The sequence below is a fragment of the Streptococcus sp. HF-2466 genome, from assembly GCF_015594645.1.
In the GTDB taxonomy this organism is placed as follows: Bacteria; Bacillota; Bacilli; order Lactobacillales; family Streptococcaceae; genus Streptococcus; species Streptococcus anginosus.
Genome location: NZ_JADNQU010000002.1, coordinates 40617 through 66837, shown reverse-complemented (window position 1 = coordinate 66837; position 26221 = coordinate 40617). Strand labels below are relative to the sequence as shown.

Below are 26221 nucleotides of genomic sequence, written 5' to 3'. Positions count from 1 at the left end.
TCCTTTTACTCTTGCGTTGTCTCAAAAATACTATCTAATAGTGTCCGGTTGCGTACTTCTACTTCCTCAATCGTACAGCCATTATCTACCAAGACTTGCCACACTTGACCAGCCTTTCTAGTTGCAAAGGACAGAGCATTTTGCTTGATTTCAACTTCGGTCACTTCAGATAACCCTTCCAAAATAGTTTGGTAAGAAAGCGGAATAGTAAAGTGTTTTTCTTGTTCTTCGCTGCGCATGGCATAAGGCGTCGTATCACGAATCAATTCGCCCTTATGCAAAACCAAAATACGATCTGCTGTATGCTCCACTTCCTCAATATAGTGAGAAGAATAAATAATAGTCACACCCTTTTTCTTCAATTCATCCACAATTTCCCAAAAATGCTGGCGAGTTGACGTATCCATAGCAGAAGTTGGTTCATCTAAAAAAAGTATCTTCGGACGACCAATAAGAGCTAAAATAAAGGAAAATAAGCGTTTTTGACCACCTGATAATTTAGAAGCCAACTGTTCTTTTTGCTTATCCGTAAATTTTAAAAGAGCATCAATTTCCTGATTGGTTAGACTGTTTGGGTAAATATTTTGAAAAAAGTTCAATAGTTCTTTCACTTTCAGATCTTCCACTACTGTATTTTCTTGTGGCAAAATAGCAACCATCTGCTGTAATTGCTCATCTGTTGGCTTTAATCCTCGAACACTAGCCTGTCCACTCGTAAGAAATTTATCCCCTAGCAAACAATCCATGAGAGTCGTTTTCCCAGCTCCATTCGGACCAATCAACGCCACACATTCTCCATCGTTAATCGTAAAAGAAATATCCTTCAAAATATCTTTTCCATGAATCTTTTTAGATAAATGGTTCACCTCAATCAGCTTCATCTTTTTCTCCTCATTATTTCTTTGGTGGAAATACAACCCATGCAGAACTCCTAGCAATTGGCTCAGGAAAGTTTCTGGTCAACGATTGAATTACCACAGAGTTACTTGCAGCAAGAAGAATAAAACAGGTTGTAGACTTGGTTTCTAACTCTACATTTCCTCTTGTTACTTTCATTATAGCTCAACTCTTTTATCGCCACTAGATGATTTTGTCATCGCTCAACATGACAAATGTCATAAAAAAGACGACTCTCTCAAGTCGTCCTTTTCATCAGTTATTCTATTTATTCAACACTAAAGAGATATGGATAAACTGGCTGTCCGCCATTGTGAATTTCTACTTCTACATCTTCAAATTTTTCAGTAATGTCTTGCGCTAATTCATTGGCCAAGTCTTCACTTCCATCTTCACCGATGTAAATCGTCACAATTTCACTATCCATATCTAACATTTTACTGAACGTTTCATTCAATGTCGTCAGCATATCTGGATTGGAAACAACAATTTTTCCGTCTACCATACCTAAATTATCATTTTCATGAATTTCAAGACCGTCAATCGTTGTATCACGGACAGCTGTCGTCACACTACCACTGACAACATCTGCAAGTGCAGCAGTCATACGATCATGATTTTCCTCAATAGATTTGCTTGGGTCAAAAGCTAACAAGCTAGTCAAACCTTGCGGAATTGTTCTTGTTTCAATCACTGCAGCAGATTGTTCAATCACTTCAGCCGCTGATTGCGCCGCCATGAAGATATTCTTGTTGTTTGGCAGGATAATGATATGACGAGCATTCACATGTTCAACTGCCTTGATGAAATCTTCTGTTGAAGGATTCATCGTTTGCCCGCCAGAGATGATGTAGTCCACACCTTGCGCTTTAAAGATGTCTGACAATCCTTCTCCTGCAACGACAGCAATGATTGCATATTCTTTTTCTTCTGTTGGCTGGCTATTTTCACGCTCTTCTTTTTCAACCTGCGCTTCGTGTTGATTGCGCATATTATCTACTTTGACCTTGACAAGACTTCCGTATTTCAAGCCTTCTTGCATGACCAAACCTGGGTCTTCCGTGTGAACATGAACTTTTACGATTTCATCATCATTTACGACAAGAAGTGAGTCGCCCAGTTCATTCAAGTAGTTGCGAAATTCATCATAGTCAAATTCTTTAACATACGTTGGACCTTTTTTCAAGGCTACCATAATTTCCGTACAATAACCATATTTGATGTCTTCTGTTGCCACATGACTAGCTACTGACTTATGGTGTTCTGCATTGATCATTTCTGTCATAGTTGCAGGCGTTGCTTGAAATTCTTCAGACGCAATATATTCGCCTGTCAATGCTGACAAAAAGCCTTCATAAATGAAAACAAGACCTTGACCACCAGAGTCCACAACACCAACTTCTTTTAAGACCGGAAGCATGTCAGGTGTTTTAGCAAGAGCCACCTTAGCACTATCAAGAGCTGCTTTCATGACTTCAACAGCATCATTAGTCTCTTCTGCTTTTTTCTTGGCACCAATTGCAGCTCCGCGAGAAACAGTCAAAATCGTTCCTTCAACCGGTTTCATCACAGCTTTGTAGGCTACTTCTACTCCAGATTGAAAAGCAAGGGCTAAATCTTGTCCTGTTAATTCTTCCTTCTCTTTCACACTTTGAGAGAAGCCGCGGAAAAGCTGAGACGTGATAACACCCGAATTCCCACGCGCACCCATTAAGAGACCTTTTGCAAAAATTCCAGCCACTTCACCAACAGTAGAAGCAGATTTGTCCGCAACTTCCTTTGCACCATTTTCAATGGTCATTCCCATATTGGTACCTGTGTCACCGTCTGGCACAGGAAAAACATTTAAAGAATTGACATATTCAGCCTGTTTATTCAAACGAGTAGATGCAGACTGCACCATTTCTTGAAATAAACTAGTAGTAATATTTGACACGATTATTCTCCTACAACTTTAATATTTTGGATATAGACATTTACTGTTTCAGCAGTAATTCCAAGCTGATTTTCAAGACTGAATTTCACACGCTCTTGAATATTTTTAGACACTTCACTAATCTTGGTACCATAGCTCAAAACTGTATAAACATCAACAGCAATGCTACCTTCTTCCGTTGTTTTTACTACAACGCCTTTCGCATAATTTTCTTTGCCTAATAAAGCTTGGAAATTATCTTTAATGGCATTTTTACTGGCCATTCCAACAACACCAAAAATTTCAGTTGCTGCCCCACCAACAATTGTCGCAATGACATCATCTGTCAGTTCGATTTGACCATCTTTTGTATTGATTTTTACAGTCATAGTTTCTACCTCAAAAGTATTTTATAGTTTATTTTACCATATTTTACGCAGACTGTAAAAGAGAGAGTACATAATTAGAAAGGATTCAGTCAATGTTGGGGGTTCCTTGTCGTAAAAAATCTATTTTCTTGTACAAAAAGAAAAGGGACCCCAGAGGTCCGATTCTTCATAAATTAAACGCGTTCAACTTTGCCTGATTTAAGGGCACGTGCTGAAGCCCAAACTTTCTTAGGTTTACCATCAACTAAGATTGTCACCTTTTGAAGATTTGGTTTCACAGTACGTTTTGTTTGGTTCATTGCGTGAGAGCGGTTGTTTCCTGATACAGTTTTACGACCTGTAAAGTAACATACTTTTGCCATTTATACTTGTCCTCCTGATTAGTTTCACGGGCTTTATACCACATACCGTAAAATTTTATCACAATTTTTAAGATTTTGCAAGACTATTTTCTCTATATTTCAAAATTTAGCCAAGGCAGCCCAATCCATCAGTCTTAAATATAGATAATTCCCAAACGACCGAAAGATACATCTCCCTTTACATAGAGGGTCTTGTCTTTCTCATTGATGTTACGGGGATTGGTAACTGTGCCGAAAGCATTGTCTACATCCAACTCCACACGCCAATTACTAGGCACATATAACGTTGCATTCCCAAAAGATATATCAACATCAAAGGTAGCGGAATCGCCTTTTATCGTGGCATTGTCAAAATAAACTGTGGCATTACCAAAGGTACAATCTAGTGTTTCATAGGTAAAATCTTCCGAATTGATGTAGCGCGTACCACTTCCAAAATTAATATCCCCATTTATAATGCGATGAGCATTTGAACCACGATAAACACCCCAAATTCGTTTTGGTTTGAAAATTAAGCCAATACCAATAGAAGCCAGAATCCCTGCTAAAAAAATCGTTCCAGATGAGATTGGCAAAAAGTGATAGCTACTATTTGCAACGATTAAGGAAATAATGGCTAAAATAACCCCACCAGATAAATTTCCTCTCCAAAAATTTTCAATCGCAAAGTAAGCAAAGCCCAGTACAACGAGCATCGGCCAAAAATTAAAATCCATAACTGGAATACCAAAATTTCCTTGTAGCAGCACCCAGCCTGCCAATACCAAAAGCCCCACTCCAAACAATGTTTTTCTCATAATATTTACCTCATTTCACTTAATTTTTCTTTTAAGAATTGAAAATAATGCCGAGACACATGCACTTGCTTATGGGTATCATAAAAGCGAATGCTGCTGGTCCCTGAAAAAGACTTTTCCAACGAATAAATTGCTTTAATATTCGTAATTGTTGACTTAGAAATACGACAGAAATACCGCGGCAAGCATTCTTCCAGCTCATACAATTTCAGTTTGACTTCATAAGCATTATTTCGAGCATGCGCAAAAATCTTATTTCCCTCTGTCTCAAAAAAGAGAATATCTGCTAAATCAACATAATATTCGCTCGTATCTTTGTAAAAAAGAATAGACGGCTTAGCAACTTCTTCCAGAGAACGCTGAATGCGCTCTATCTGTTCATCAAAGCGAGGTGCCTTAATGACAATTTCTGCTTCTTCCAGATTAGAATCTAGCTCAACTCGAATTTTCATAAACGCTCCCCTCGTTTTTCTTTATTTTATTATAACAATTGGTTCGTGAAATTCAAGCGGTTTTCAGTAAGTGGTTCATTTCGAGACGCAAGTGGTCGTGAAATCTGAATAACTTCCTTGCTTTTTCATAAGTTGACCAGATTCTAGCACCTTTTTACGCAACAACACTTTATAAATAACAAAAAAAGCCTTCAATTCAATGAAGACCTTCAATAATGCCGATTATAGGGCTTGAACCTACGACCTACGCGTTACGAGTGCGTTGCTCTACCAACTGAGCTAAATCGGCGTAATAAACGTATAAATCTATTCTAGCATGCAAATTTGATTTGTCAAGAGGAAAAGAAAAAATAATAAATCCCATACTACATTCAATCAAATAACTCAAAGAAAAACAAAAATCCCGCACAAGGCGAGATTTTCTTGTCTATTTAGTAAGCGATTAAGCTTTACCTTCTGAACCAAATACGTCAATACGTTCTTCAACAGCTTCTGTAATTGCTTCGAAACCTGGTTTCAAGAATTTACGTGGGTCAAAGAGTTTCTTCTTATCGTATTCTGCTTCGTTTGCTTCGTATTCAGCAACGAATTTACGAGTAGCTTTTGCAAAGGCAATTTGACATTCAGTGTTTACATTTACCTTAGCAACACCAAGTTTAATTGCTGCTTGGATTTGGTCGTCAGGAATACCTGAACCACCGTGAAGTACGATTGGGAATCCAGGGACAGCTTCTGTCAATTTTTGCAAGTGGTCAAGGTGAAGACCTTTCCAGTTAGCTGGGTATGGTCCATGAATGTTCCCAATACCTGCTGCAAGGAAGTCAATTCCAGTTTCAACCATTGCTTTTGCATCTTCGATTGGAGCCAATTCACCATCACCGATGATACCATCTTCTTCACCACCGATTGTACCAACTTCAGCTTCTACTGACACGCCATTTGCATGCGCAAATTCAACCACTTTGCGAGCTTTTTCAAGATTTTCTTCAACTGGAAGATGAGAACCATCAAACATAACTGAAGTGTAACCAACTTTGATACATTCAAGTGCATCTTCATAATGACCATGGTCAAGGTGAATAGCAACTGGTACAGTAATTCCCATTGATTCTACAAGGTTTTCGATGAGAAGTTTACATACTTTGTAACCGCCCATATATTTAGCAGCACCCATAGAAGTTTGGATAAGAACTGGAGCTTTTTTAGCTTCTGCTGCACGCAAGATAGCTTGAGTCCACTCAAGGTTGTTTGTATTAAATCCACCAACTGCATAACCATTGTCACGAGCTGCTTGGACAAATTTTTCTGCTGAAACGATTGCCATTAGTATTAGGCCTCCTATTTATTTTTATGGGTTTTCCCATTTACATTGTTTATTTTATCACTTTTTAGGAAAAAATACCAGCATTTCCTAATCTTTTAAGCGCTTTCTCTTATAAAACTGTTTTTCCTGCTTCATATTTCAAAAATGATAAAACAAAATATAACTATAGTAACAAAAAAACCGGCCGAAGCCAGCTTACCTGATGCGGAGAGAGGGACTTGAACCCTCACGACCTAAAGCGGTCACAGGATCCTTAGTCCTGCGCGTCTGCCAATTCCGCCATCCCCGCGATTGAGTACCTTATTAGTATAACAGGATAGAAACTCCTTGTCAAGAAAATTTTTTGAAAAAATGTATCTGTCAGCACTTAAAATCACTCCCTAATGCCAACTCTTGTTTGAAACTTCTTCAATATATGTTCTTTAGACATGACAACAAAAAGAAACTCCTACGAAGCTTATCGTTTGTAGAAGTTTCTTACATTTGTTTTATTTCACATGATTTTCGTAGTCATCTTGTGCTTTTTTATTAGAGATTTCTTTTTCTTTTAGCCATTTCTTTTTAGCACTTTCGTATTCTTTTGTTGTTACAATTTTGTCTTGCAATTTGACATATTTAAAGTAACTGCTTGAAGCACCTTTGATTCCAACTAATGAGTAAGAACGGCTAAATGGAACTGTTTTCGTCACGGACGGTGTTCCTCCAAGAGAGAGGTTTGGCATTGTCAAGCCACTATCGATTAACCATGCTTGTGCCTCGGCATATTTTTCATAGCGTGTAGTTTCATTGGTTTCAGCATTTGCTTCTGCTAGCATCTCTGTATATGTGTCCAGTCCAACTGCCTTGATCTTATCATTTTCTTGACCTGGTTCCAGACCAAAGTTTTGTAAACTACCACCATTTTTTGTATTCAAAGTATCTAGATAAGTAGATGGGTCTTGATAGTCACCAGACCAACCACCATTATACAGATCGTAGTCTTTTTGAGCAGCTGTATTAGCAAAATAACTGATATTATTTAATTCATCTGAACTCATTTGTTGAATATCAATGACAACATTTTCTGTGCCCAAGACGGACTCAACAGATTGCTTCATGGAACTTTCCCATTGAACACCAATTTTACTTGTCTGATCAGCTGGTACATCTAAGTGGATAGGGAACTGAACACCCTTTGCTTGCAGTTCTGCTTTAGCTTGAGCAAACTTTGCTTTAGCTTTTTCTGGATTGTAATAAGCATCTTGTGCATCGGCTAAATTCATGTTTGACCATTCTGAGCCATAGTTTACTAGCTTAGAAGACACAACATCACCAAACGTTTTATCACCGATAGAAACAAATGTTGGTGGCACGAGTGTGTTCCGCAATACCTTTGTTGCTCCGTCTTTCCCATTACTTTGTGCACCATAAGAAGTACGATTATAGGCAAAGTTGATAGCTTGACGGAAAGCTTTGTTTAGCACCGCTTCTTGTGTCGCAGCCTTTTGAGCATCTGTTTTCTTCGATGTATGGTTGTAAGACTGACGATTTAAATTAAAGTTATAATAGTAGCTGGTCGCATCTTGCAAGCTATAGATGATATTGTTAGCATATTGTTTCTTAACAGAAGCAAAACTAGAGCTATTTGGATAAAGACGAGCTGCACTATAGGCACCATCTGTGAAGTTACGGATAAGGGCTTCTTGGTCAGAGCCGTCATAATATGTCAATTTAATGTTATCCAAATGAACATTCTTTTTATCATAGTAATGAGGATTTTTAGCAAATTCCATAGAAGACTTGGCTGTCAGAGACTTCAATAGATAAGGACCATTGTATAGAATGCTGGTTGGTTTTACAGAACCAAAATTTTTTCCTTGTGATTTCAAGAAATCTGCATTAACTGGGAAGAGGATATTATTGGTCGTTTTTGAATTCCAATAAGTCTCTGCACGGCTGAGTGTATACTGTACTGTATAGTCATCTAGAGCTTTTACTCCAACCGTTGAAAAATCTTTCGTTTCACCCTTGATGTAAGCATCTAAACCTTTGACAGAATCTTGAACGAGGTAAAGGGCTTCTGATTTATTATCTGCGGCGTATTTCAAGCCAGTTACAAAGTCTTGCGCTTTTACACTTGCGTACTCTTCACCTTCTGATGTGTACCATTTAGCATCTTTACGTAATTTATACGTATATGTCAAGCCATCTTTGGAGACTGTCCATGACTTAGCAAGCGCCGGAACTAAATTTCCGTATTGGTCATTTTCCAATAATCCATCAACTAAGTTAGTCACAACATCTGAAGTTGTCGCACGGTTCGCCATCAGATAATTTAGCGTGTCTGGATCTTGTGTATACACGTATGAATAAGTTGATGTGCTAGAAGCTGACTTGCCACAACCTGATAATAGGATTCCAGCGCTTAGCACAACTCCTGTTGCAATAATCCATTTTGATGATTTCATAGATAAACCTCCTCTAATGTCACATCTTGTTACATTGAATATTATACCGAAATAGTTTCAAAAAGTAAAGAGCTGTTTTTGACAGAAAATATTATTTATTCAAAATACTAGTCATTTGCTGCATAATATGATTAAAATAAGCCGCAAAATACATAAAGAAGCAAAAACAATAAATTTATCTTTTGACTCAAATTGAATAAACATTCTTTTAAAGTTAAAAAATAAGCCATTCTACTTTATGAAGATAGCAACTGCTCCCCTCCCTCAACTAAATATTGAACCTATTATACACTTTTTTCGTATAAGTACAAGAAAAATCATGATTTTTTAATATATTTTTCGGATTTTCTGCTATTTAAAAACAAAAAAGAGACATCCAGAGATAAAATTTGCATTTTTTAGTTTCTAACCTCCTCTCTCAGAGGGGTGGTTATTCAGCAATCTAGAAGACTAGTGAGGTAGGGACGAAGTTTTCGTCACAAAAAAGCGAGGCAGAAATAATATTGTCCCCACCTCGTTTCTCTTATAAATATAAAATTGCAAGTGTTAGTAAGCTAGCTACAAGACCAATTCCCCAGAAAAAGAAATCGACCTTCCATTCGCTCCAAGCTTTACCATGTCCTGACAAACCACCTAATTCAAAATGGTGATGAACTGGTGTCATCCGGAAAATCCTTTTACCACCGGTCAATTTGAAATAAGAAACCTGCATCATAACCGAAGTTGTCTCAAAGACATAGACAATTCCAATGATGAGCAGCGTCCATTCTTGATGGAGCGCCATCGAAATGGCTGCTAACATACCGCCAAGCGCTAAGCTCCCTACATCACCCATAAAAATTTTAGCTGGTTTATGATTGAAAATGAAGAAGGCAAGCAGACCGCCAATCATACTCAAAATGACAATTAAAATATCAAAACGATGCTGAACAGTCGCAATAACTGCATAAGCTGCTAAGCTGATTGTAACAGAAATGCTAGCTAACCCATCAATACCATCTGTTAAATTGACTGCGTTGGAAAAACCGACCAGCCAAAAGAGTGCAAAAGCGATATAAAGATAACCTAAATGAACTGGGAAACCAAAAACATTGAGTAAGTCACCGCCACCATGAGTATCAAAGAAAAAGTAAAAAACAATACCACCGATAATTTGAAGAGCTAGTTTCTGCTTGGGATTTAAACCTTCATTTATTTTGCGAAAAACTTTTAAAAAGTCGTCTAAGAAACCAACAATGCCGTACAAAACAAGAATAAACAATATCATCAAGGCAGCGCTTGAGAGTTCTCTTGATATAAGCGCAATCACAAAACTGGACAAAACGGAAGCTAGCAAGAAAACAGTCCCACCCATGGTTGGAGTTCCCGCTTTTGCTTGGTGCTGCTTCACATCCTCGTGCATTTGTTGCCCAGAAATATGGGCTTTATGATAAAAACGAATAAAAGCAGGTATTCCAACCAGAGTTAGAATAAAGGTCACAACACCTGCAACGATAGCTTGTAACATGCTAATCTCCTAATGTAATTGTTATTTCTTTTATTTTCTTGAGTGATGCGTTGGTTTTAATACTTTGGGCAACGACTTTAGAGCCTTTGCCCTTAACATGCACTTTTATGCCTAACCATTCACCGAATGTTTCAACATTTTTCTTGGTCCAACCGTACATATCCGGCATTTCAGTAAAGTCATCTGTTAAGACAAGGATTTGCTGATTGGATTTCAGTGCTTCACCTGTTTTTACAGAAACTTTTTTAATATTTTTACCAGTACCTAGGATAATAGGTTGTACAAGATTACGTCGTAACTCATCTGCTAAATCACCAGAGCTGGTATTTTTAGTAGAGGGCATTTTATAAGCCATTTCTTTTGAAACCGACTTTAGAATAGGGGGTTGCGTCGTCAAGTTCAACGTATCCTTCATTGCCACTGCTTCTTCTAGCACCGGATTAACAACTTCTTTCCAGAAGATTGGTTGGAAAGATTCTGAGGGCTGTTTCAGAGTTACATACATGATAAAATCAGGATTTTCTGCTGGTGTCATTGCCACAACAGAATAGATGTAATCATTTGCCCCTGTCAGATAACCGCTGCCATTTTCTCCGGCAATTTGTGCTGTACCGGATTTAACTGCCACATTTTGATTAGGCACTTTGATAATCGGACCTTCTGCCTTGCTATATAAGGTTCCGTAAATAGGATCTGTACCGACAGTCACCATATGGTCTCTCGTTGACTTAGCAGCATCTTTGGAAACAGGGTGCCCGACAATTTCTGTAGAAGCCTTACGCGCACTCCCACTTTTGGAATCATAAATTGCACTGATGAATTTTGGTTCAACCATTACACCATCATTAGCGATGGAAGAAAAAGCACGCAACATTTGTATCTGAGTAACTGAAATCCCTTGACCAAAAGCACTCATTGCATACGTAACGATATTATCTGCCGGAAGACCACCGTAATCTTCATAATTCATTCCAAAGCGTGTAGGTAGTCCAAATTTAAACTTGCTAAGATAGTCTAGCCATTTTTCGTCACCCATTTTTTTCTCAAGAGAAGCCATTCCCACATTACTAGAAAGAGCAAAGCCTTGAGCATAGGTTAATGTCTGTCCTTCAGAAAGTCCCATGTTGACATTCCAGTCTCGAATCGTTACATCCGCAATTTGTAAGCCACTATTATTATACGTTTCATTTTCTGGGAAAGTGTTATTGTCTATAGCTGCAGCTAGTGTCATAACCTTCATCGTTGAGCCAGGTTCATACTGATTTTGATAGAGAGCACTAGACCAAGCAAAGTCTTTTGTCAGATCTTGCTTCGTATCAGCATCAAAACTTGGACGCTGCGTCGTTGCAAGGATTTCTCCAGTTTTTGCACTGACTAATGTGGCACTGGCATAAGTTCCCTTAGCTTTTTCCACAAACGCATTCATCCGCGTTTCAAGGAAAGACTGTAGGTCTGAGGATAAGGTTGTATAAACATCTTTTCCATCTTGTGTTTGCCTTGAAACCTTGTCTGATCCCGGTACTATATTTCCGTTTTTATCTTTTTCATAGGTGATGACACCATTTGTTCCGGCTAACGTCTTGTTTAAAGCAGCTTCTAAACCTGTTGTTCCAACAAGTGTTTTACTACCATCTTTATTTTCTTGTAACTGAGCCAATCCAACAAAAACAGAAGCAAAATTCCCATTTTTATAGCTTCTATTTGGACTAGTTGTGAAATCAACTCCCTTTACTTTCGCTTTTTTCAATTCCTCACGAATGGTATTCATATTGCTATAACTGATACCATTTCCTTGAGCACCAAACGAAACTTGTTGTAATTTTTTTCGAGATAGTTGTTTTTTGACGTAGTCCTTGTCCATACCAAGATACTTGTTAAATACATCAGCTACCTTATCGTATTGAGATTCTTCTACATAGAGAATTTCTCCTGTTGCTGACTTATAGCTTTTATCAATAACAGCATAAACATTATAAGAAGTTGCATCTTCAGCTATTGGCAAACCATTACGGTCATAAATAGTTCCACGTTTAGCTGGGACGATCTTTGTGATTTGATGCACTTGACTTGCCTGTTCAGCTAAATTCACACCAAACTTCTTTCCCGTTCCAATGATAATTGCAAAATTGATTAGGAAAACAAAAAAGACAAAAACCGTCAAAACGCTTAGATTTTTCCCTACTCGTCTACGGTTGTAACCAGGATTCCTACGATTTTTCAAAGCATGGTTTAAAATTCGTCTTCTGAGTCCATTCATGCTCTACTCCGCCGTTCTGATATTTTCATTATTCTGAGTCATTTCTTGCGAACTCGCTAATTTTGACAAACGTTCACTACGAATCAATTCGTTTACTTCTTGTTTAGCATCATCTAGTTCTGTGCGCTTTGCTTCAATTTTTGAATTGACAGTCGTTAAATCACGTTGCACCTGCAATAATTTTGTTTGCATAAAGACAACACTGGTTGCTAAGATAACCGCTGTCAAGACTATAGCGCCATAAAATGCCTTTTCAACACGAGAAAATTTTTGGATACGCGCCTGAAGTATCTGACTAGTCATTCTTGGTCTATTATTTGCCATCTCAATCCTCACTTATGTACTTTTTGCGCTACACGCAGCTTGGCTGAATGCGCGCGATTATTGTTATCTAGTTCTTCTTTACTTGGTAAAATAGGTTTTCGAGTAACCAATTTCATTTTAGGTTGTAAATCCTCTGGAATAAATGGTAAGCCTTTCGGCACATCCACTGTTGATGCCTCTTTAAAAAGTTGCTTGGTCAAGCGGTCTTCTAACGAATGAAAAGTAATCACAGAAATCCGCCCATCAACCGCTAACAAATCCATCGCCTGTTGAATGGACTCGTCTGCCGCTCCCAACTCATCATTGACCTCAATACGAATGGCTTGAAAAATCTGTTTAGCTGGGTGACCTTTTTTCTTTAATTCCTTGGCAGGCTTAGCAGATTTAATAATCTCTGCCAACTCCGTAGTGGTTTCAATCGGTTTCTTTTCACGCATTTGCTCAATTTTACGAGCAATTTGTTTTGAAAATTTATCTTCTCCATACTTAAAAAAAATCCGCACCAAATCATGATAGCTATATTGATTAACTACTTCATAAGCTGTTAGCTTTGCCTCACGATTCATTCGCATATCAAGCGGGGCATCTTGTTTATAGGAAAAGCCACGCTCACGCTCATCAAGTTGCGGACTCGAAACTCCTAAATCATAACAAATACCATCAATTTCTTCAACACCTAGCTCATTCAAACGAGCCTTTAAATGACGAAAATTGTCATTGATAAAAGTCACCATTCCTCGCGCCACATAGGGTGCTAAGCGTTTTTGAGCATGCTCAATAGCAGTCTGATCTTGATCAAAAGCATATAGATGACCGTTTTTTCCTAATTTACTCAATAAATATTCACTATGTCCTGCTCCACCTAATGTTGCATCAACATAGACTCCATTTGGTTTTATATCAAGTTGATCAATGGTTTCGTGCAGAAGAACTGTTACATGATGAAATTCATTTGTCATATCTTTACTATTATACCACAAAGATTTAAAAAAAGAATTTTAGAATCATGTAAAGTTTTTTGTCAATTATATTTGACATATTTCACAAGTATATTTATAATAAAAGGACAAAAGTCACTTATATTTGACACTAGGATAAGGAGAAATGCATGAATCACGTGAAAGATTTCCGAAAAAATCTAGGACTATCGCAACTAGACCTTGCCAAACAAATCGGCGTTTCGCGGCAGACAATTAACATGATTGAAAACAACAAATATAATCCCACACTAGAACTTTGCATTAACCTAGCACTAGCTTTGGAGACAGACTTAAACACACTTTTTTGGAATAAGTAAAAAATAGAAAGGCTACATTCAAATGAAACTTCAACAATACAAAAAAATTATTTTACCTCTTCTAACTATTCTCCTTATCATTTCCTTCTACTTTTTCTTCACCTTGACAGATCCTATATTGTTTTGGATAGATGTGGCAGTGATTGCTTGCTGCATCTTTCTCGGTCGAAAATTTTTGAAGAAGGATTAGACTTCTTGCGCCTTCCTTGTCGTTTTTTAAGCTACTTTGTGGTAAAATAAAGTCATTATTCTATGAAGGAAGATAAGAATGTCACGTTTTTTATCAAGATTGTCTCCTGCGAGGCGTATTTTATTGAGTTTTGCCTTCGTTATCGTGGTGGGCTCTCTTCTTTTAGATCTGCCTTTTATGCAGACAGCGACTTCTAAAGCTAATTATTTTGACCACCTCTTTACATCAGTTTCAATGGTTTGTGTGACGGGGCTTTTTACGCAGTCTGTTGCAGATACTTACAATGTTTGGGGACAGATTATCTGTATGCTCCTCATTCAGATTGGCGGATTGGGGCTGATTAGCTTTATTGGGCTGATTTATGTCCACTCCAATCAGAAACTCAGTTTTTCCAATCGTACTACTTTACAAGAAAGTCTTAGTCGAGATGAGACAAATTCTATTCGCGACTTTCTTCGCTCCATTTTTCTCATTACTTTCAGCATTGAAGCTCTTGGAGCATTTATCCTCAGTTTTCGCTTTGTCCCCCTTTTAGGATGGGGAAAAGGACTTCTAACTTCCATTTTCCTTGCTATCTCTGCATTTTGTAATGCTGGATTTGACAACTTAGGAAGCACTAGCTTATTGGCATACAAAACAGATGCCTTGGTCAATTTGACCATTGCTGCCTTGATTATCATGGGAGGCTTGGGTTTTTCAGTTTGGTTTGACTTAAAAACAAATATTCAAACAAATGGGCGAAAACGAAAACTACGTTTTCATACAAAATTAGTTCTGGCTTTGACTGCCATTATCTTAATCAGTGGAAGCTGTTTGACATTTCTAACAGAATACCAAAATGCAGCTACAATCGGGCAACTTCCTTTTGGAAAAAAACTGTTAGTCAGCTTCTTTCAAACTGTCACCATGCGGACGGCTGGCTTTGCAACAATTGACTATACACAAGCTCGCCCAGTGACACTTCTCCTTTACATCATTCAAATGTTTCTAGGGGGTGCTCCCGGAGGAACGGCAGGGGGACTGAAAATCACTACTTTTTTGGTCGTATTAGCCTTTGCCCGAACGGAAATCCTTGGCTTGCCTCATACTAATTTTGGACACCATACGTTTTCTCCCTCTACCATTCAAAAAGCCTTTAGTGTCTTGATTGTCTTTACAACAACCTTTATCATTGGCTTGACTTTTTTGACTATGGTCGCTGATAACGGACATCGTTTTATTTACTTAATGTTTGAAGCCATGTCCGCTCTTGGAACGGTAGGCGTAACGGCAAATCTAACGCCTACTTTAAATCATGCCGCCTTAACGGTGATTATGTTTTTGATGTTTATCGGACGAATTGGACCACTGACCCTAATCGTTAGTCTCTCCAATCGAAAATCAAAGAAAAAAGATACGATTAAATTTTCCAACGCAAATATTATTATCGGATAGGAAGGAATTTCATGGATAAACGAACAATTGGCATACTGGGACTAGGAGTTTTTGGCCGCAGTATCATTAACACGCTCCGTAAATACAACTGCGATATTATCGCTGTTGACGATCATGAAGATGTCATCAACCATTTTGAACCCATTTTAGCACGAGGCGTGGTCGGCGATATTACAGACCACGATTTGCTGCAAGCTGCAGGAATTGATACCTGTGATACGGTAGTGGTCGCTACTGGTGACAATCTAGAATCGAGTGTCCTTGCCGTCATGCACTGCAAATCATTAGGCGTTGAAAAAGTAATTGCCAAAGTGAAAAGTAAAACAACCCGTGAAGTGCTGCTAAAGGTCGGAGCAGATCGCTGTATCTCCCCTGAGCGAGAAACAGGAATTTCACTTGCAAAAAATATCCTGCATCAAGCTACGACTGACGTCATTGAACTAGATAAAAATGTATCTATTATCGAATTTTATCCACCTCAGTCTTGGATTGGTAAGAACTTAGCCCAATTAAAACTTCGTCAAAACTACAACCTCAATATCATTGGTTTTCGAGAAATGCCCGACGGTGTTCTCAACATTGATACATCACCTGACTATACCTTTAAAAAGGACGAATTGTTGATGGCAGTTATTGACAGTCAAACATTTGACCATTTTGAAGATATTACAAAATAGCCCAACAAAAATCGCTGAGAAACATTCTCGGCGATTTTTGTTGTCTTTATTACGAATTTGGGTCATCCAAGCTTCGACCGTGCAAGCCTTTTTCACGTTGGACTTGGCGAAGTTTTTCTGGCGTGATGTCATTTCCCTCTTCATCCACAATTTTAATCCCTTCAATGTGGTGGCGAACGCTACGACGATAGCCTTCAATGTATTCTTCACGCAATTTAGCTTGCTGTACTTTTTCTTCTGGCGTTAGACCAACTGTTTTTTTCTTTTTGGCAAGTTCGTTGATGCGTTTGATTTTCTTTGGTTCCATTTTTTCCTCCTTGGATTATTTTGTATTGATTTGGTTAAATTGTGCCACTTTTTTGGCTTTCGTCACTAAGGCAGCTAAGAGTGCCAAACGATTTGCTCGGATTGTTTCATCTTCAGCCATAACCATAGTATTGTCAAAGAAAGCGTCAATCACTGGACTTAAAGCGAAGAGTTGCTCAATATTATCTGTTAAGTCATCAGATAACGTTAAGTTTTCTACTGCTGCATAAAGGGCTTTTTCTTCGGCATTTTCAAAGAGGCTCTCGTCCACAACACCAGCCGTTTCTGCTTTTTCTGCCAAGTTAAAGACACGTGCTAAACTTTCGACCGACGATTTGAAAGAATCTTCTTGTGCTTTTTCTGCCAAAAGACTTGCTGCTTCAACCAAGTCCCGCACAACAAACGTTGAACTATTTAAAACAGAAGACACGATATCTTTTGGAACATCGCTGTCCATCATTTTTTCAATACGTGCACGGAAGAAATCAAGCACTTGTTCTTTATTGCTATATGTGAGACTGTCAAATTGCAGCGCATAAATCTCTTCTACCAATTCATCTAAAGCAATGTGCCAACCAAATTTATCAAGAATACGCACGACACCTTGCGTTGCTCTACGAAGAGCATAAGGGTCATTTGAACCGCTTGGAATGAGTCCGACTGAGAAGAAAGAAAGAATCGTGTCCATCTTGTCTGCAATGGCTAAAATGGCACCAATTTTCGTGTCTGGCAATTCACCGTCACTTGCAGTTGGCAAATAATGCTCCCGAATGGCTTTAGCTACTGCTGTGTTTTCTCCTGCAAGCAGGGCATATTTTTCACCCATGATACCTTGCAGCTCATCAAACTCACCAACCATACCAGTCAACAAATCAAACTTGTAAATGGCTGCAGCTCGCGCTACGTCTTTCATTTCTTGCTTAGATAACTGAGCTTTTTCTGCTAAAAGGGCTGCAATTTTTGCTGTTCGCTCCATGTGCTCTGCCAGAGAGCCGATTTTTTCATGGAAAGTCACATTTTTCAACTTGTCCACCAAGTCAGAAATAACCAATCGTTGATCTTCACGCCAGAAAAATTCTGCATCTTCTAACCGAGCCACTAAAACTTTCTGATTTCCTTTGACGACATTTTCAAGGTGTTCTGCATTTCCGTTGCGTACCGATACGAAATATGGAAGCAGTTTGCCATTTTCATTGCGAACGACGAAATAGCGTTGGTTGACTTTCATGGAAGTCACGAGAACTTCCTCAGGTACCTCCAGATAACGCTCGTCAAAACGTCCGATAAAAGCGGTTGGGTATTCAATTAAATTCAGCACTTCGTCCAGCAAATCTTCGTCAATCTCCACATGAACGTTGTGCATTTTCTCGATTTCTTTGATTTGATCCAAAATCATATTTTCTCGTTCCATTGGGCTGGCAATGACAAAAACTTTGCGCAAGTCCTCTTCATAAGAATCTGCTGACTGAATCTTCACTTCATGACCGAGAAAACGATGACCCCGACTTGTCCGTCCGCTTTCAATATCGAACAAATTCATCAAAAAGGACTCATCGTCCAACAACACAGTTAGGGTATGAACGGGACGGATATATTCAAATGTATTGCTCCCCCAGTGCATATTGACCGGAAAGCTTAGTGAAGTCAGCACATCAACAACTCCATCAATTAATTCTTCAACAGGTTTTCCGATTTCTTGTTTGGTCACATAGACATATTCCTCACCTTTTACTTCACGAAATGTGATATCTTCAACCGTCAAGCCTTTTCCACGAACAAAACCTTGCGCGGCTTTGGTGAAATTTCCCTCTGCATCCAAAGCAATCTTCTTGCTTGGACCTTTAAAATCTTCTGTTAAGTCCGTTTGCTTCTCACTTAAATTGGACACGCGCACAGCCAAGCGACGAGGAGTTGAAAACATTTCAATCTTATCAAAAGTTAAACGATTGTCTGTTAAAAAGGCTGCCATTTTATCACGTAATTGCTTCATACTTGGTGTTACGACATAGGCCGGCATTTCTTCCAGCCCTAACTCAACCAATAAATTCTTTGTCATTTTTATTCCTCCTCAGCCAATAATTTCTCACGTGTTGCTTCATCTAATAATGGATAGCCTAGTCGTCTGCGCTCTGCCACAAAAGTTTTAGCAACAATACGTGCCAAATTGCGAATCCGAGCAATGTAACCTGCCCGCTCCGTCACCGAAACAGCTCCGCGAGCATCCAATAGATTAAAGGTGTGCGAACATTTTAAAACATAATCGTAAGCAGGGTGAACGAGATTATACTCTAAACAACGCTTAGCCTCAGCTTCAAAATGATCAAAATTTGCTAAAAGCAAAGCTTGATCACTCACTTCAAAACTGTATTTTGAATGTTCAAATTCTGGTTGGCGGAAGATTTCTCCGTATTTTACGCCATCAGCCCATTCAATATCATAAACAGAATCCACCTCTTGAATATAAGATGCCAAGCGCTCCAAACCATAGGTAACTTCAGATGTCACTGGGTTGGTAGGCAAACCACCGACCTGTTGGAAATAAGTAAACTGCGTGATTTCCATACCGTCAAGCCATACTTCCCATCCTAGACCTGCAGAACCTGTTGAAGGATTTTCCCAATTGTCCTCTACAAAGCGAATATCATGTTCCAACGGATTAATTCCCAATAACTCCAAAGACTGCAAATACAGCTCTTGAATATTACTTGGACTTGGTTTCATCACAACTTGAAACTGGTGGTGTTGGTAAAGGCGATTCGGATTTTCACCGTAACGTCCATCTGCTGGACGACGTGAAGGCTCTACATAAGCTGCATTCCACGGCTCAGGACCAATGGCACGAAGAAAAGTGTATGGGCTCATGGTCCCAGCACCTTTTTCATTATCATAGGCCTGCATAAGCATACAGCCCTGTTCATTCCAAAAATGCTGCAACGTTAAAATAATTTCCTGAAAGGTTAATTTTTTAGACATTTATAACTCCTTATCCCTTATCATCAAAAAAGTGGAACTGCATCGATACGACACCTACACAAATTGCATAGGGGCGTCAAAACGCGGTTCCACCCTAGTTTATTACTTCATTGTTAATATAGCCTTAAGATAACATCAAGGACTAAAATTTACCGAAAGCTCCATCTTCATTCAGCTCTTATCTGGCTTCCACCATCCCAGACTCGCTAGCAAGTAATTGCATGAGACTTCTTTCATACAAAACATTATAGCAAGAAATAGGAAATTTGTAAAAGGAAAATATTTTCTTTTACGTCTATTTGTTAGAATTTCCACACAAACTACACTAATTGAGCTAGTAAACACCTACCAGATGGTTATCTGATTCGTTCCATTCGTTATCTAACTAAAACTACTATTTTGCCTGTCTTCGCAGTGAATTATTCCCTAAGCCCTTTCAAAAACTCGTCTAGTTTTTGCTAGGCTTCTGGATGGTGCCTCTGAGCTGGTCCAGCATGTTCAGGAGGTCGGAGGTCTTGGTCTCAATCTCGCTATTAGTGCAGTTAATATTGGCGACAATCTCCGTCAGCGGAGCCACTTCCTCCTCCTCAAAGGTATCCACATAGCGGGGGATACCCCTTGAGATTAAAGTTATTTTTCTCTAGCTCCTCATCCATAATCTCTGCTACAAATAAGAGCAGCTTGTCGGACAGGTACTTGTAAAAGACCATACCCAGCAGGTAGGACTTATAGTCATTGGCATCCATCTTAGAGCGGAGCACATCCGCCGAACTCCAGAGGGCCTGATAAAGTTGTTTCTTGTATCATCGGTTACTTTCTGCAGTTTCTTAGCTTGTTTCCTATTCTAAATCTATTTTGTATCGAGTATCATCTTTTCTCTTGAAAGTGAATCCATTACTTTCAAGGATAGATAGTCTAGAAGATATTTTGCTAATTACCTTCTTTGTGTAGTCAGTGAACTTATACGGATTATCAAATTCATACCTTCCCGTCCATAAGATATAAGTTTTATCAGGTGGAATGTAATCAAATTCTTTAATTCCCATCTTGTTTGAAATAATTGATTGAACAATCCAAAATGACAGAAATTGATGGTCATTCAATGAATTAACTGTCTTCCAGATAAACTCATTCCATTCGTCAAATTTTTCCCATATGTTTAAACTAGATAAGTATGTTAACACTAAAAAATCCCCACGTTTAAAAGAACCAATGTTCTTTAGTTCACGTTCTAAATCAGGGTAAGCTATTCCCAACTCATGAAAACTCAACAACCTATATTTTTGGAAAAAATAAATTCTTTCCGAAATATCCAGATTTTCTGATTCTAACAAATCCTTCCATGTATCTATAATTTTAAAAATTGTTTCTTCATCATCAGGCTCCCTACGTTCATAGATTGGAAAAGCTTTTTTAAATTTTTCATGAATTATATATTCCATTGACGGACTATTGTAAAATTTCATAGATTCTCTAATAACTAATCGAATTAAGCTATCCTGTTTTTCATCACTAAAATATCGAAATTGGCTAGCCAAATATTGATAGAAATCAGATGATTGAGAAGAATCTCGTAACTCGTCTATAAATTCTTCTCCTCTATATTCAAAAAAAGTAGCCATTTCATCACTTGTACGATTTGAAGTTGATTCATAAAGAAAATAGGCATTTTTATTCTTGTTGAAACAAACTGGATATTCTTTGTTATCATATTGTTGTATTTTCTGAATGGATTCTTTAATAGTCGGCCCTAATTTCATTATCTCAGTAAAATCCGCTTTCTCATTGTCATCAACTTTAATCAATTTTTCTTCAACTAAATCCTTGTATAAATTTGAATGGAATAAATAAATATAAATAACCCAGAGTTGCTGTTCTATTTGAACATGACCTAATTTGCCTCTAACAAAGAATTCCTGATTAACATAATCATTAAAATGTTCTCTATCTCGCAAATTTCTATTTTCAGAACGAATATGATTCTTGAAATCATAAGGAAGCTCTGTTCCTAGCTTATGCTCAAGAATAACAAAATAATCATCCCAAATATTGGAAGGGTGCAAATCAAAAGGCAATTCAACTCTTCTGTCAATAATCTTAGATAGATAATTTTCTTTAACTACATGAATCAGCTCAATATCACCGACAAAAACAATAGGCAGGCGTCCTTTTAAAAGACTAAATAATTTGTAGGCTTCTTCCTGTTGTTTTTCTGATAGGCGGTCAAAATCATCAATAACCAATATTTTGTTAGATAATGAAACATATTTACTAGTTAATAGCGAGCTATAGAATCCATCTGTTTTGGCTTTGAAAAATTGATAAACAGCAACAAATAGAGCTAAAACTCCAGCAAATTTTACTATCCAATTCGGAAAAATTTGACTCAAGCCAAGATTGACAACATTGGTCATCAAGATAGATATAGCAACTAGAAAGACCATTAAACATCTTATTCCCCAGTAGTAGTTAGGATGCAATTTAGCAAAGGCAATTTCTATTGTCGTTCGGCTGTCATTCAATTTCCAGAAATCAACTATGACAAATTTCTTCTTTGTATATCGTTTAGCTTCTTCCAAAAACTCAGTTTTTCCTGACCCCCACTTTCCATTTAGAAAATAAGTCTTATTATCTTCTAATAATTTGACAAAATTCTGTGTGGCGGCTGAAGTATCAATGTGTCCTAACTTTATAAAATCATTCCGTGACATCTCAAATCTCCTAAATAAACGTATCCTACAACAGTTTTTTCTTCAAGAGCTCCAACCGAGAAATCTTATCTTTGTAAAATCTTATAAGATGTCAAAGCTTGAGAAGAAAGCTCCTATAGCCTGCCGTTCGTTGTAATTCTAGGAAAGAAATTCCATACTTGAACATTCTTCTATTCATAGTTACTGAGTCCCTACTACCAAGCTTTTTACATTCCCAAAAGTCTCCATAACCCCTAAAATGAATAGCAGGTTTATATATCTTCTTTCCAAATTATTTATGGTAATAGAACTTGTCTCATTCTATCAATATCTCCACTTTGAACAAATACTACTTTTTTCTTACCAGTCAATTCGACTAATTTATCCTTCCCAATGATAATAGCTAAATTTTTGATGACAGAACGTTTAACAAACTCATCGTAATAGGTAAAAATAAATCTACTTTTGAATTCCCTAATTCAAAACATTTTTGAAAAATTTCTTTATCCAGAGGATCCACTGAATGTCCAAATATAACAATATTCTTAGAGACTGAATAAGGAGTCATATAATTATCATTTTCAAAATTAATTTGTCGTTTGAAAAAATCCTCATATTGATTTCCTGTTTCTTTAAGAACACGTTGATAGTATTTCTGATAAGGAATCAAATCACTGTTGACGTTATTTTCTTTGTCCTCAATTCCAAACACCATGGTGTTGATTCGACTGATAGTCCTATCTAAATCAATTCTACCATGTATAAAATGAGTTCGCTCCTCAGAAGTATCAAATAGATGACCCGTAGTATTGGTATAATTAAAATTCAATACGCTAGAATTGGATAAATCAGATATCACATCCAAGGCAGTTGAACTAATTCCAATATTCCTAACTTCAAAGTCAAGATAGTCTATGTAGGACAGATATAACTCTAACAATTCAATCAATAAATCCAACTGTTCAATAAACACATTATTAAATTGTTCCAGTGCATATTCTCTTTCTATATGTCGCCATCCCATCTTGTCACGCAATTTCAAAAAACTTTTTAGAATAAATAATTTTGCTCCATAGTTATTGTTAATTTGTAATCGTTCTATAACTTTCTCTATACTGCGATATTTCTGGTTATATTCGTCGTAATAAGCAACATATAATAAATCACTGTTTTCTTTAAAATACATTATTGCATCTGCAAGATTTGAAATCATTATTTCAAGATTTGACCAATTTTTACCAAGAATATCCCTATTCTCGTTAATAAATTTCAAATACAAATTATCTCTATATTTATCAATATCTATCCCCTTAAATTTTAGAAACTCTTGTAACTCCTTATCTGGATTAGAATATAGATATTTTTCAAACTCGATAAAATCCGTGTACTTGGTTTTTCGCCCCATCGCAATATCAAAACCATTACCCAAAATTAGAATAGTATCCACCATAAGATTTCTCCTCTATACTATAGACTATTCATATTTTATTCCACATATTTATTAATTCTTTGTAATCAAGCTAAGCTATGTAGATTCCTTTTAATATGATTACTAGAATTATACCACGAAACCACCAAAAATCCCCTAGAAAATCATTTCTAAGGGATTGACTTTATCCAGCCACTTCCGCTGCTGGTTCCGTTTTTGTTTTCTTGCTTGGACTGGATAGGCGGCGCTTGCTGTCGCGAATGGTGTTGAGGTCTTTGAGGAGTTTAGTAAAGTGGAGTTTTTCGGGATAGGCTTCGGCGGAGGCTGCGGTATAGCGCATAAAGAGGTCATAGATACGGGAGATCTCGGTACGCAGCTGCTTGGTTTTGCCAACTTCTTTGCTGGACTTGGCTGCACGCGCCAGAGCTTCTGCCCGATCATAGTCTTCCTGAGCTGTTGCCACGGCAGTAAGCATCGGCAAAAGCCCCAAGGTAGTCACTGCTGCATCATAAGGTTCCTCCTTGAGGGTTTTGAGGAGACTCTTGATTTCAGCAGTTGCGACATCGTTGGTATGCTTGGTGATGTCCTTATACTTCGCAAGGACTGGCGTTAGGGTTTCGTGGGCAACTTTGAGATTGGGCTCCTTGATTTTGGCAAAGCCCCTATGCAAAGTAAACAGTCCGACTAGGGCACTGTCCCGCTCCTTATCCACTTCTGCTAGACTCAAGGTTTGTTTATTTTCTACGCTGGCCAACTGGGCTTGGAATTGCTCCAGCTTACTGTCAAAGACTTCAAGATGATCATCATACATAGCCTCATCCTTGTAGGATTTGGCAAAGCTAGTAAGAACCTGATGAGAGTCCGTCATCAAGCTCTCAAACTCACGGTTAGTAAAGTTGCTGTAAGGCAGGGGGCGAATGGTGTAGGTTTTTGTCATAATAATCCTTTCCACAAATATGATAAAACAAGTATAGCATGTGGTGATAAATCTTTGGCAAGGCTACTCTGAAATGTTGTTTTTAAGCTCCGAAAAGGCATTTTTCTCTTTTTCAAAGAAAAAAGGCAGCAAAAATCCCCATCTGATTGCTAGTAAACCTTCCGACGGGGACTATTTGTCTATAAAAAACGAATCATCCGATCATTCAAGACTTAGAATACCTAGAAACTTTAGTGATTAGTGTCATCCTAGACATAGAATGCCAATCAATTTTAGTAAATCCTGTCATTCGAGGGATAGATTATTTGGAAATTTTCATAAATAGGACTATCTGAAAGCTAGATTCCCTCCAAATTTTAGTAAGGAAGACGATTCGACTCCTAGATTGGAGTAGGACGTTGATAAATGATATTGACTGAAGCCTTGACTGCTTCTTTTCTTCCTTATCTTCCCACTCCCAGTAGCTCAATAACCTCCTCAATCAGCCCTTTGATTTCTTTATCGCACAGAAGAGAAAGTTTTGATTACAGTTTCAGTCAATCATCATCTAAAAATCCATCTTATCTGGATCTGGAGCGCCGCCTTCAAGACCTTGAATGTTTTTCAACACTTCTAGGTCTGCTGGACTGAGGGTAATGTCAAAGCAGTCCAGATTGCTCTTGATTCGCTCAGGCGTAACCGACTTGGGCAGGGGCAGGAAGCCCTCTTGCAGGCTCCAAGCCAGAGCGATTTGGGCGACAGATTTGCCGTATTTATCGGCCACAGCCTTGACTTCTTCATTGCGGAAAAGTTCCCCTTGACCGAAGGGACCCCAAGCCTCTAGGAGAATATCATGCTTACGACAATAGTCCACTGTTTCAGCCTGATAGACACCAGGTGCCAGACGAATTTGATTGACCGCAGGCAAAATACGCGCTGTCTCAAGCAGAGGCTCTAGGTGGTGAGGCAGGAAATTGCTGACACCGATAGCTTGGATTTTCCCCTCCCGATAGAGGTCTTCCATAGCCCGCCAAACCTCTGCGTTGCGCTGTTTCCAAGCGTCCTGCTCCCGCAAAGGTTTTGGATTGGGCCAGTGGATAAGATAGAGGTCCAGATAGTCCAGCTCCAAACGCTCTAAGGAGCGGGCAAAAGCTTCTTGAGTCTCCTCATAAGTATGATTACCATTCCAGAGCTTGGTCGTAATAAAGAGCTCTTCCCGCGGGATACCGCTGTCTTTGATTGCACGACCCACACTTCCCTCATTCTTATAAACAGCTGCAGTATCAATGTGCCGGTAGCCTGCTTCAAGTGCTGTGAGCACTGCCTGATAGGCCTCTTCACCATCCTGAGCCTTCCAAGTTCCAAAGCCCAAAACCGGAATCTCTACACCATTGTTTAATTGATAACGTTCCATCTCCGTCTCCTTTATTAAGCAAGCAGGCAGCCCAGTCAACTACCCTTTCCAACAAAAAATCTATTTCTTAGCTTTCTTTTTCAAGGATTTGGGTTTAAAGACATTCTCCTTGGTTGGTGCCATTCCCCTGCCGAGAAAACTATAAGTAATAAAAGTTATGCCAACTACAATCATGAGCATACGACTCAGATAACCTCATTATATCACGCCTCTTATTGCAATTC

The 26221-nt window shown here is 38.3% G+C and carries 21 protein-coding genes, 2 tRNA genes and 2 pseudogenes; 3 read left to right on the top strand and 22 right to left on the bottom strand.

Annotation, left to right across the window (positions count from 1 at the left end; genetic code table 11):
- Positions 1-5: 5 nt before the first annotated feature.
- The 14 genes from IYQ91_RS03005 to rsmH form a co-directional block, all read right to left on the bottom strand.
- Complete coding sequence (locus IYQ91_RS03005) at positions 6-881, bottom strand: ABC transporter ATP-binding protein (protein ID WP_003025904.1); 876 nt, start codon at positions 879-881, stop codon at positions 6-8.
- A gap of 284 nt (positions 882-1165) precedes the next feature.
- Positions 1166-2833, bottom strand: coding sequence for a DAK2 domain-containing protein (locus IYQ91_RS03000; protein WP_117644944.1), 1668 nt, complete (start codon positions 2831-2833; stop codon positions 1166-1168).
- Positions 2834-2835: 2 nt separating this feature from the next.
- The gene (locus tag IYQ91_RS02995; RefSeq protein WP_003025907.1) at positions 2836-3201 is read right to left on the bottom strand and encodes an Asp23/Gls24 family envelope stress response protein; all 366 of its coding nucleotides are present in this window, start codon (positions 3199-3201) and stop codon (positions 2836-2838) included.
- A gap of 173 nt (positions 3202-3374) precedes the next feature.
- Positions 3375-3563, bottom strand: coding sequence for a 50S ribosomal protein L28 (gene rpmB / locus IYQ91_RS02990; RefSeq protein ID WP_003025909.1), 189 nt, complete (start codon positions 3561-3563; stop codon positions 3375-3377).
- A gap of 134 nt (positions 3564-3697) precedes the next feature.
- Complete coding sequence (locus tag IYQ91_RS02985; RefSeq protein ID WP_106101130.1) at positions 3698-4360, bottom strand: LiaF transmembrane domain-containing protein; 663 nt, start codon at positions 4358-4360, stop codon at positions 3698-3700.
- Between the two features lie 5 nt (positions 4361-4365).
- Positions 4366-4812, bottom strand: a complete 447-nt coding sequence (locus tag IYQ91_RS02980; protein ID WP_003031093.1) for a LytTR family DNA-binding domain-containing protein — start codon at positions 4810-4812, stop codon at positions 4366-4368.
- 216 nt (positions 4813-5028) lie between these two features.
- A tRNA-Thr gene (locus IYQ91_RS02975) sits at positions 5029-5101 on the bottom strand.
- Positions 5102-5254: 153 nt separating this feature from the next.
- Positions 5255-6136: a class II fructose-bisphosphate aldolase gene (locus IYQ91_RS02970; protein WP_003025917.1), complete on the bottom strand. Its 882-nt coding sequence runs from the start codon at positions 6134-6136 to the stop codon at positions 5255-5257.
- A 203-nt stretch (positions 6137-6339) separates the two neighbouring features.
- A tRNA-Leu gene (locus tag IYQ91_RS02965) sits at positions 6340-6425 on the bottom strand.
- A 199-nt stretch (positions 6426-6624) separates the two neighbouring features.
- Positions 6625-8583 (bottom strand): peptide ABC transporter substrate-binding protein, encoded by a 1959-nt coding sequence (locus tag IYQ91_RS02960; protein ID WP_022526819.1) that lies wholly within the window; start codon positions 8581-8583, stop codon positions 6625-6627.
- 523 nt (positions 8584-9106) lie between these two features.
- Positions 9107-10090 carry a phospho-N-acetylmuramoyl-pentapeptide-transferase gene (gene mraY / locus IYQ91_RS02955; RefSeq protein WP_195673036.1) on the bottom strand — a complete coding sequence of 328 codons (984 nt, stop codon included), beginning with the start codon at positions 10088-10090 and terminating at the stop codon, positions 9107-9109.
- A 1-nt stretch (position 10091) separates the two neighbouring features.
- Positions 10092-12347 carry a penicillin-binding protein PBP2X gene (pbp2X, locus tag IYQ91_RS02950; protein ID WP_195673035.1) on the bottom strand — a complete coding sequence of 752 codons (2256 nt, stop codon included), beginning with the start codon at positions 12345-12347 and terminating at the stop codon, positions 10092-10094.
- Positions 12348-12350: 3 nt separating this feature from the next.
- Entirely contained in the window at positions 12351-12671 is a 321-nt protein-coding gene (gene ftsL / locus IYQ91_RS02945) for a cell division protein FtsL (protein WP_195673034.1), read from the bottom strand.
- Positions 12672-12679: 8 nt separating this feature from the next.
- Positions 12680-13630 carry a 16S rRNA (cytosine(1402)-N(4))-methyltransferase RsmH gene (gene rsmH / locus IYQ91_RS02940; RefSeq protein WP_126466491.1) on the bottom strand — a complete coding sequence of 317 codons (951 nt, stop codon included), beginning with the start codon at positions 13628-13630 and terminating at the stop codon, positions 12680-12682.
- Positions 13631-13779: 149 nt separating this feature from the next.
- Between rsmH and IYQ91_RS02935 the strand changes: the two genes are divergently transcribed.
- The 3 genes from IYQ91_RS02935 to IYQ91_RS02925 all read left to right on the top strand — a co-directional run bounded on the left by IYQ91_RS02935 (position 13780) and on the right by IYQ91_RS02925 (position 16269).
- Positions 13780-13968: a helix-turn-helix transcriptional regulator gene (locus IYQ91_RS02935; RefSeq protein ID WP_195673033.1), complete on the top strand. Its 189-nt coding sequence runs from the start codon at positions 13780-13782 to the stop codon at positions 13966-13968.
- A gap of 268 nt (positions 13969-14236) precedes the next feature.
- Entirely contained in the window at positions 14237-15592 is a 1356-nt protein-coding gene (locus tag IYQ91_RS02930; protein ID WP_195673032.1) for a TrkH family potassium uptake protein, read from the top strand.
- Between the two features lie 11 nt (positions 15593-15603).
- On the top strand, positions 15604-16269 hold the full coding sequence (locus tag IYQ91_RS02925; RefSeq protein ID WP_003025935.1) for a potassium channel family protein: 666 nt from the start codon (positions 15604-15606) through the stop codon (positions 16267-16269).
- 49 nt (positions 16270-16318) lie between these two features.
- Here IYQ91_RS02925 and IYQ91_RS02920 read toward each other — a convergent pair whose 3' ends face one another.
- From IYQ91_RS02920 to IYQ91_RS02885, 8 genes and pseudogenes are all read right to left on the bottom strand, one after another.
- Entirely contained in the window at positions 16319-16576 is a 258-nt protein-coding gene (locus tag IYQ91_RS02920) for a DUF896 family protein (RefSeq protein ID WP_195673031.1), read from the bottom strand.
- Positions 16577-16591: 15 nt separating this feature from the next.
- A complete protein-coding gene (gene glyS / locus IYQ91_RS02915; protein ID WP_195673030.1) occupies positions 16592-18631 on the bottom strand; it encodes a glycine--tRNA ligase subunit beta in 2040 nt (679 codons plus the stop codon).
- Between the two features lie 2 nt (positions 18632-18633).
- Complete coding sequence (glyQ, locus tag IYQ91_RS02910; RefSeq protein WP_049507212.1) at positions 18634-19548, bottom strand: glycine--tRNA ligase subunit alpha; 915 nt, start codon at positions 19546-19548, stop codon at positions 18634-18636.
- Positions 19549-20186: 638 nt separating this feature from the next.
- Positions 20187-20345, bottom strand: a pseudogene (locus IYQ91_RS09960) (type I restriction-modification system subunit M N-terminal domain-containing protein); the annotation flags it as partial.
- Positions 20346-20387: 42 nt separating this feature from the next.
- The gene (locus IYQ91_RS02900; RefSeq protein ID WP_195673029.1) at positions 20388-22259 is read right to left on the bottom strand and encodes a P-loop NTPase fold protein; all 1872 of its coding nucleotides are present in this window, start codon (positions 22257-22259) and stop codon (positions 20388-20390) included.
- Positions 22260-22534: 275 nt separating this feature from the next.
- Positions 22535-23688 (bottom strand): annotated as a pseudogene (locus IYQ91_RS02895) (AbiH family protein).
- A 163-nt stretch (positions 23689-23851) separates the two neighbouring features.
- Positions 23852-24604, bottom strand: coding sequence for a DUF6261 family protein (locus tag IYQ91_RS02890; protein WP_195673028.1), 753 nt, complete (start codon positions 24602-24604; stop codon positions 23852-23854).
- 547 nt (positions 24605-25151) lie between these two features.
- The gene (locus IYQ91_RS02885) at positions 25152-25997 is read right to left on the bottom strand and encodes an aldo/keto reductase (protein ID WP_195673027.1); all 846 of its coding nucleotides are present in this window, start codon (positions 25995-25997) and stop codon (positions 25152-25154) included.
- Positions 25998-26221 lie beyond the last annotated feature (224 nt).

Coding starts and splice junctions, on each gene's coding strand:
- IYQ91_RS03005 (WP_003025904.1), bottom strand. CDS start 881: ATGAAGCTGATTGAGGTGAACCATTTATCTAAAAAGATTCATGGAAAA.
- IYQ91_RS02995 (WP_003025907.1), bottom strand. CDS start 3,201: ATGACTGTAAAAATCAATACAAAAGATGGTCAAATCGAACTGACAGAT.
- rpmB (WP_003025909.1), bottom strand. CDS start 3,563: ATGGCAAAAGTATGTTACTTTACAGGTCGTAAAACTGTATCAGGAAAC.
- IYQ91_RS02985 (WP_106101130.1), bottom strand. CDS start 4,360: ATGAGAAAAACATTGTTTGGAGTGGGGCTTTTGGTATTGGCAGGCTGG.
- IYQ91_RS02980 (WP_003031093.1), bottom strand. CDS start 4,812: ATGAAAATTCGAGTTGAGCTAGATTCTAATCTGGAAGAAGCAGAAATT.
- IYQ91_RS02970 (WP_003025917.1), bottom strand. CDS start 6,136: ATGGCAATCGTTTCAGCAGAAAAATTTGTCCAAGCAGCTCGTGACAAT.
- IYQ91_RS02960 (WP_022526819.1), bottom strand. CDS start 8,583: ATGAAATCATCAAAATGGATTATTGCAACAGGAGTTGTGCTAAGCGCT.
- mraY (WP_195673036.1), bottom strand. CDS start 10,090: ATGTTACAAGCTATCGTTGCAGGTGTTGTGACCTTTATTCTAACTCTG.
- pbp2X (WP_195673035.1), bottom strand. CDS start 12,347: ATGAATGGACTCAGAAGACGAATTTTAAACCATGCTTTGAAAAATCGT.
- ftsL (WP_195673034.1), bottom strand. CDS start 12,671: ATGGCAAATAATAGACCAAGAATGACTAGTCAGATACTTCAGGCGCGT.
- rsmH (WP_126466491.1), bottom strand. CDS start 13,630: ATGACAAATGAATTTCATCATGTAACAGTTCTTCTGCACGAAACCATT.
- IYQ91_RS02935 (WP_195673033.1), top strand. CDS start 13,780: ATGAATCACGTGAAAGATTTCCGAAAAAATCTAGGACTATCGCAACTA.
- IYQ91_RS02930 (WP_195673032.1), top strand. CDS start 14,237: ATGTCACGTTTTTTATCAAGATTGTCTCCTGCGAGGCGTATTTTATTG.
- IYQ91_RS02925 (WP_003025935.1), top strand. CDS start 15,604: ATGGATAAACGAACAATTGGCATACTGGGACTAGGAGTTTTTGGCCGC.
- IYQ91_RS02920 (WP_195673031.1), bottom strand. CDS start 16,576: ATGGAACCAAAGAAAATCAAACGCATCAACGAACTTGCCAAAAAGAAA.
- glyS (WP_195673030.1), bottom strand. CDS start 18,631: ATGACAAAGAATTTATTGGTTGAGTTAGGGCTGGAAGAAATGCCGGCC.
- glyQ (WP_049507212.1), bottom strand. CDS start 19,548: ATGTCTAAAAAATTAACCTTTCAGGAAATTATTTTAACGTTGCAGCAT.
- IYQ91_RS02900 (WP_195673029.1), bottom strand. CDS start 22,259: ATGTCACGGAATGATTTTATAAAGTTAGGACACATTGATACTTCAGCC.
- IYQ91_RS02890 (WP_195673028.1), bottom strand. CDS start 24,604: ATGACAAAAACCTACACCATTCGCCCCCTGCCTTACAGCAACTTTACT.
- IYQ91_RS02885 (WP_195673027.1), bottom strand. CDS start 25,997: ATGGAACGTTATCAATTAAACAATGGTGTAGAGATTCCGGTTTTGGGC.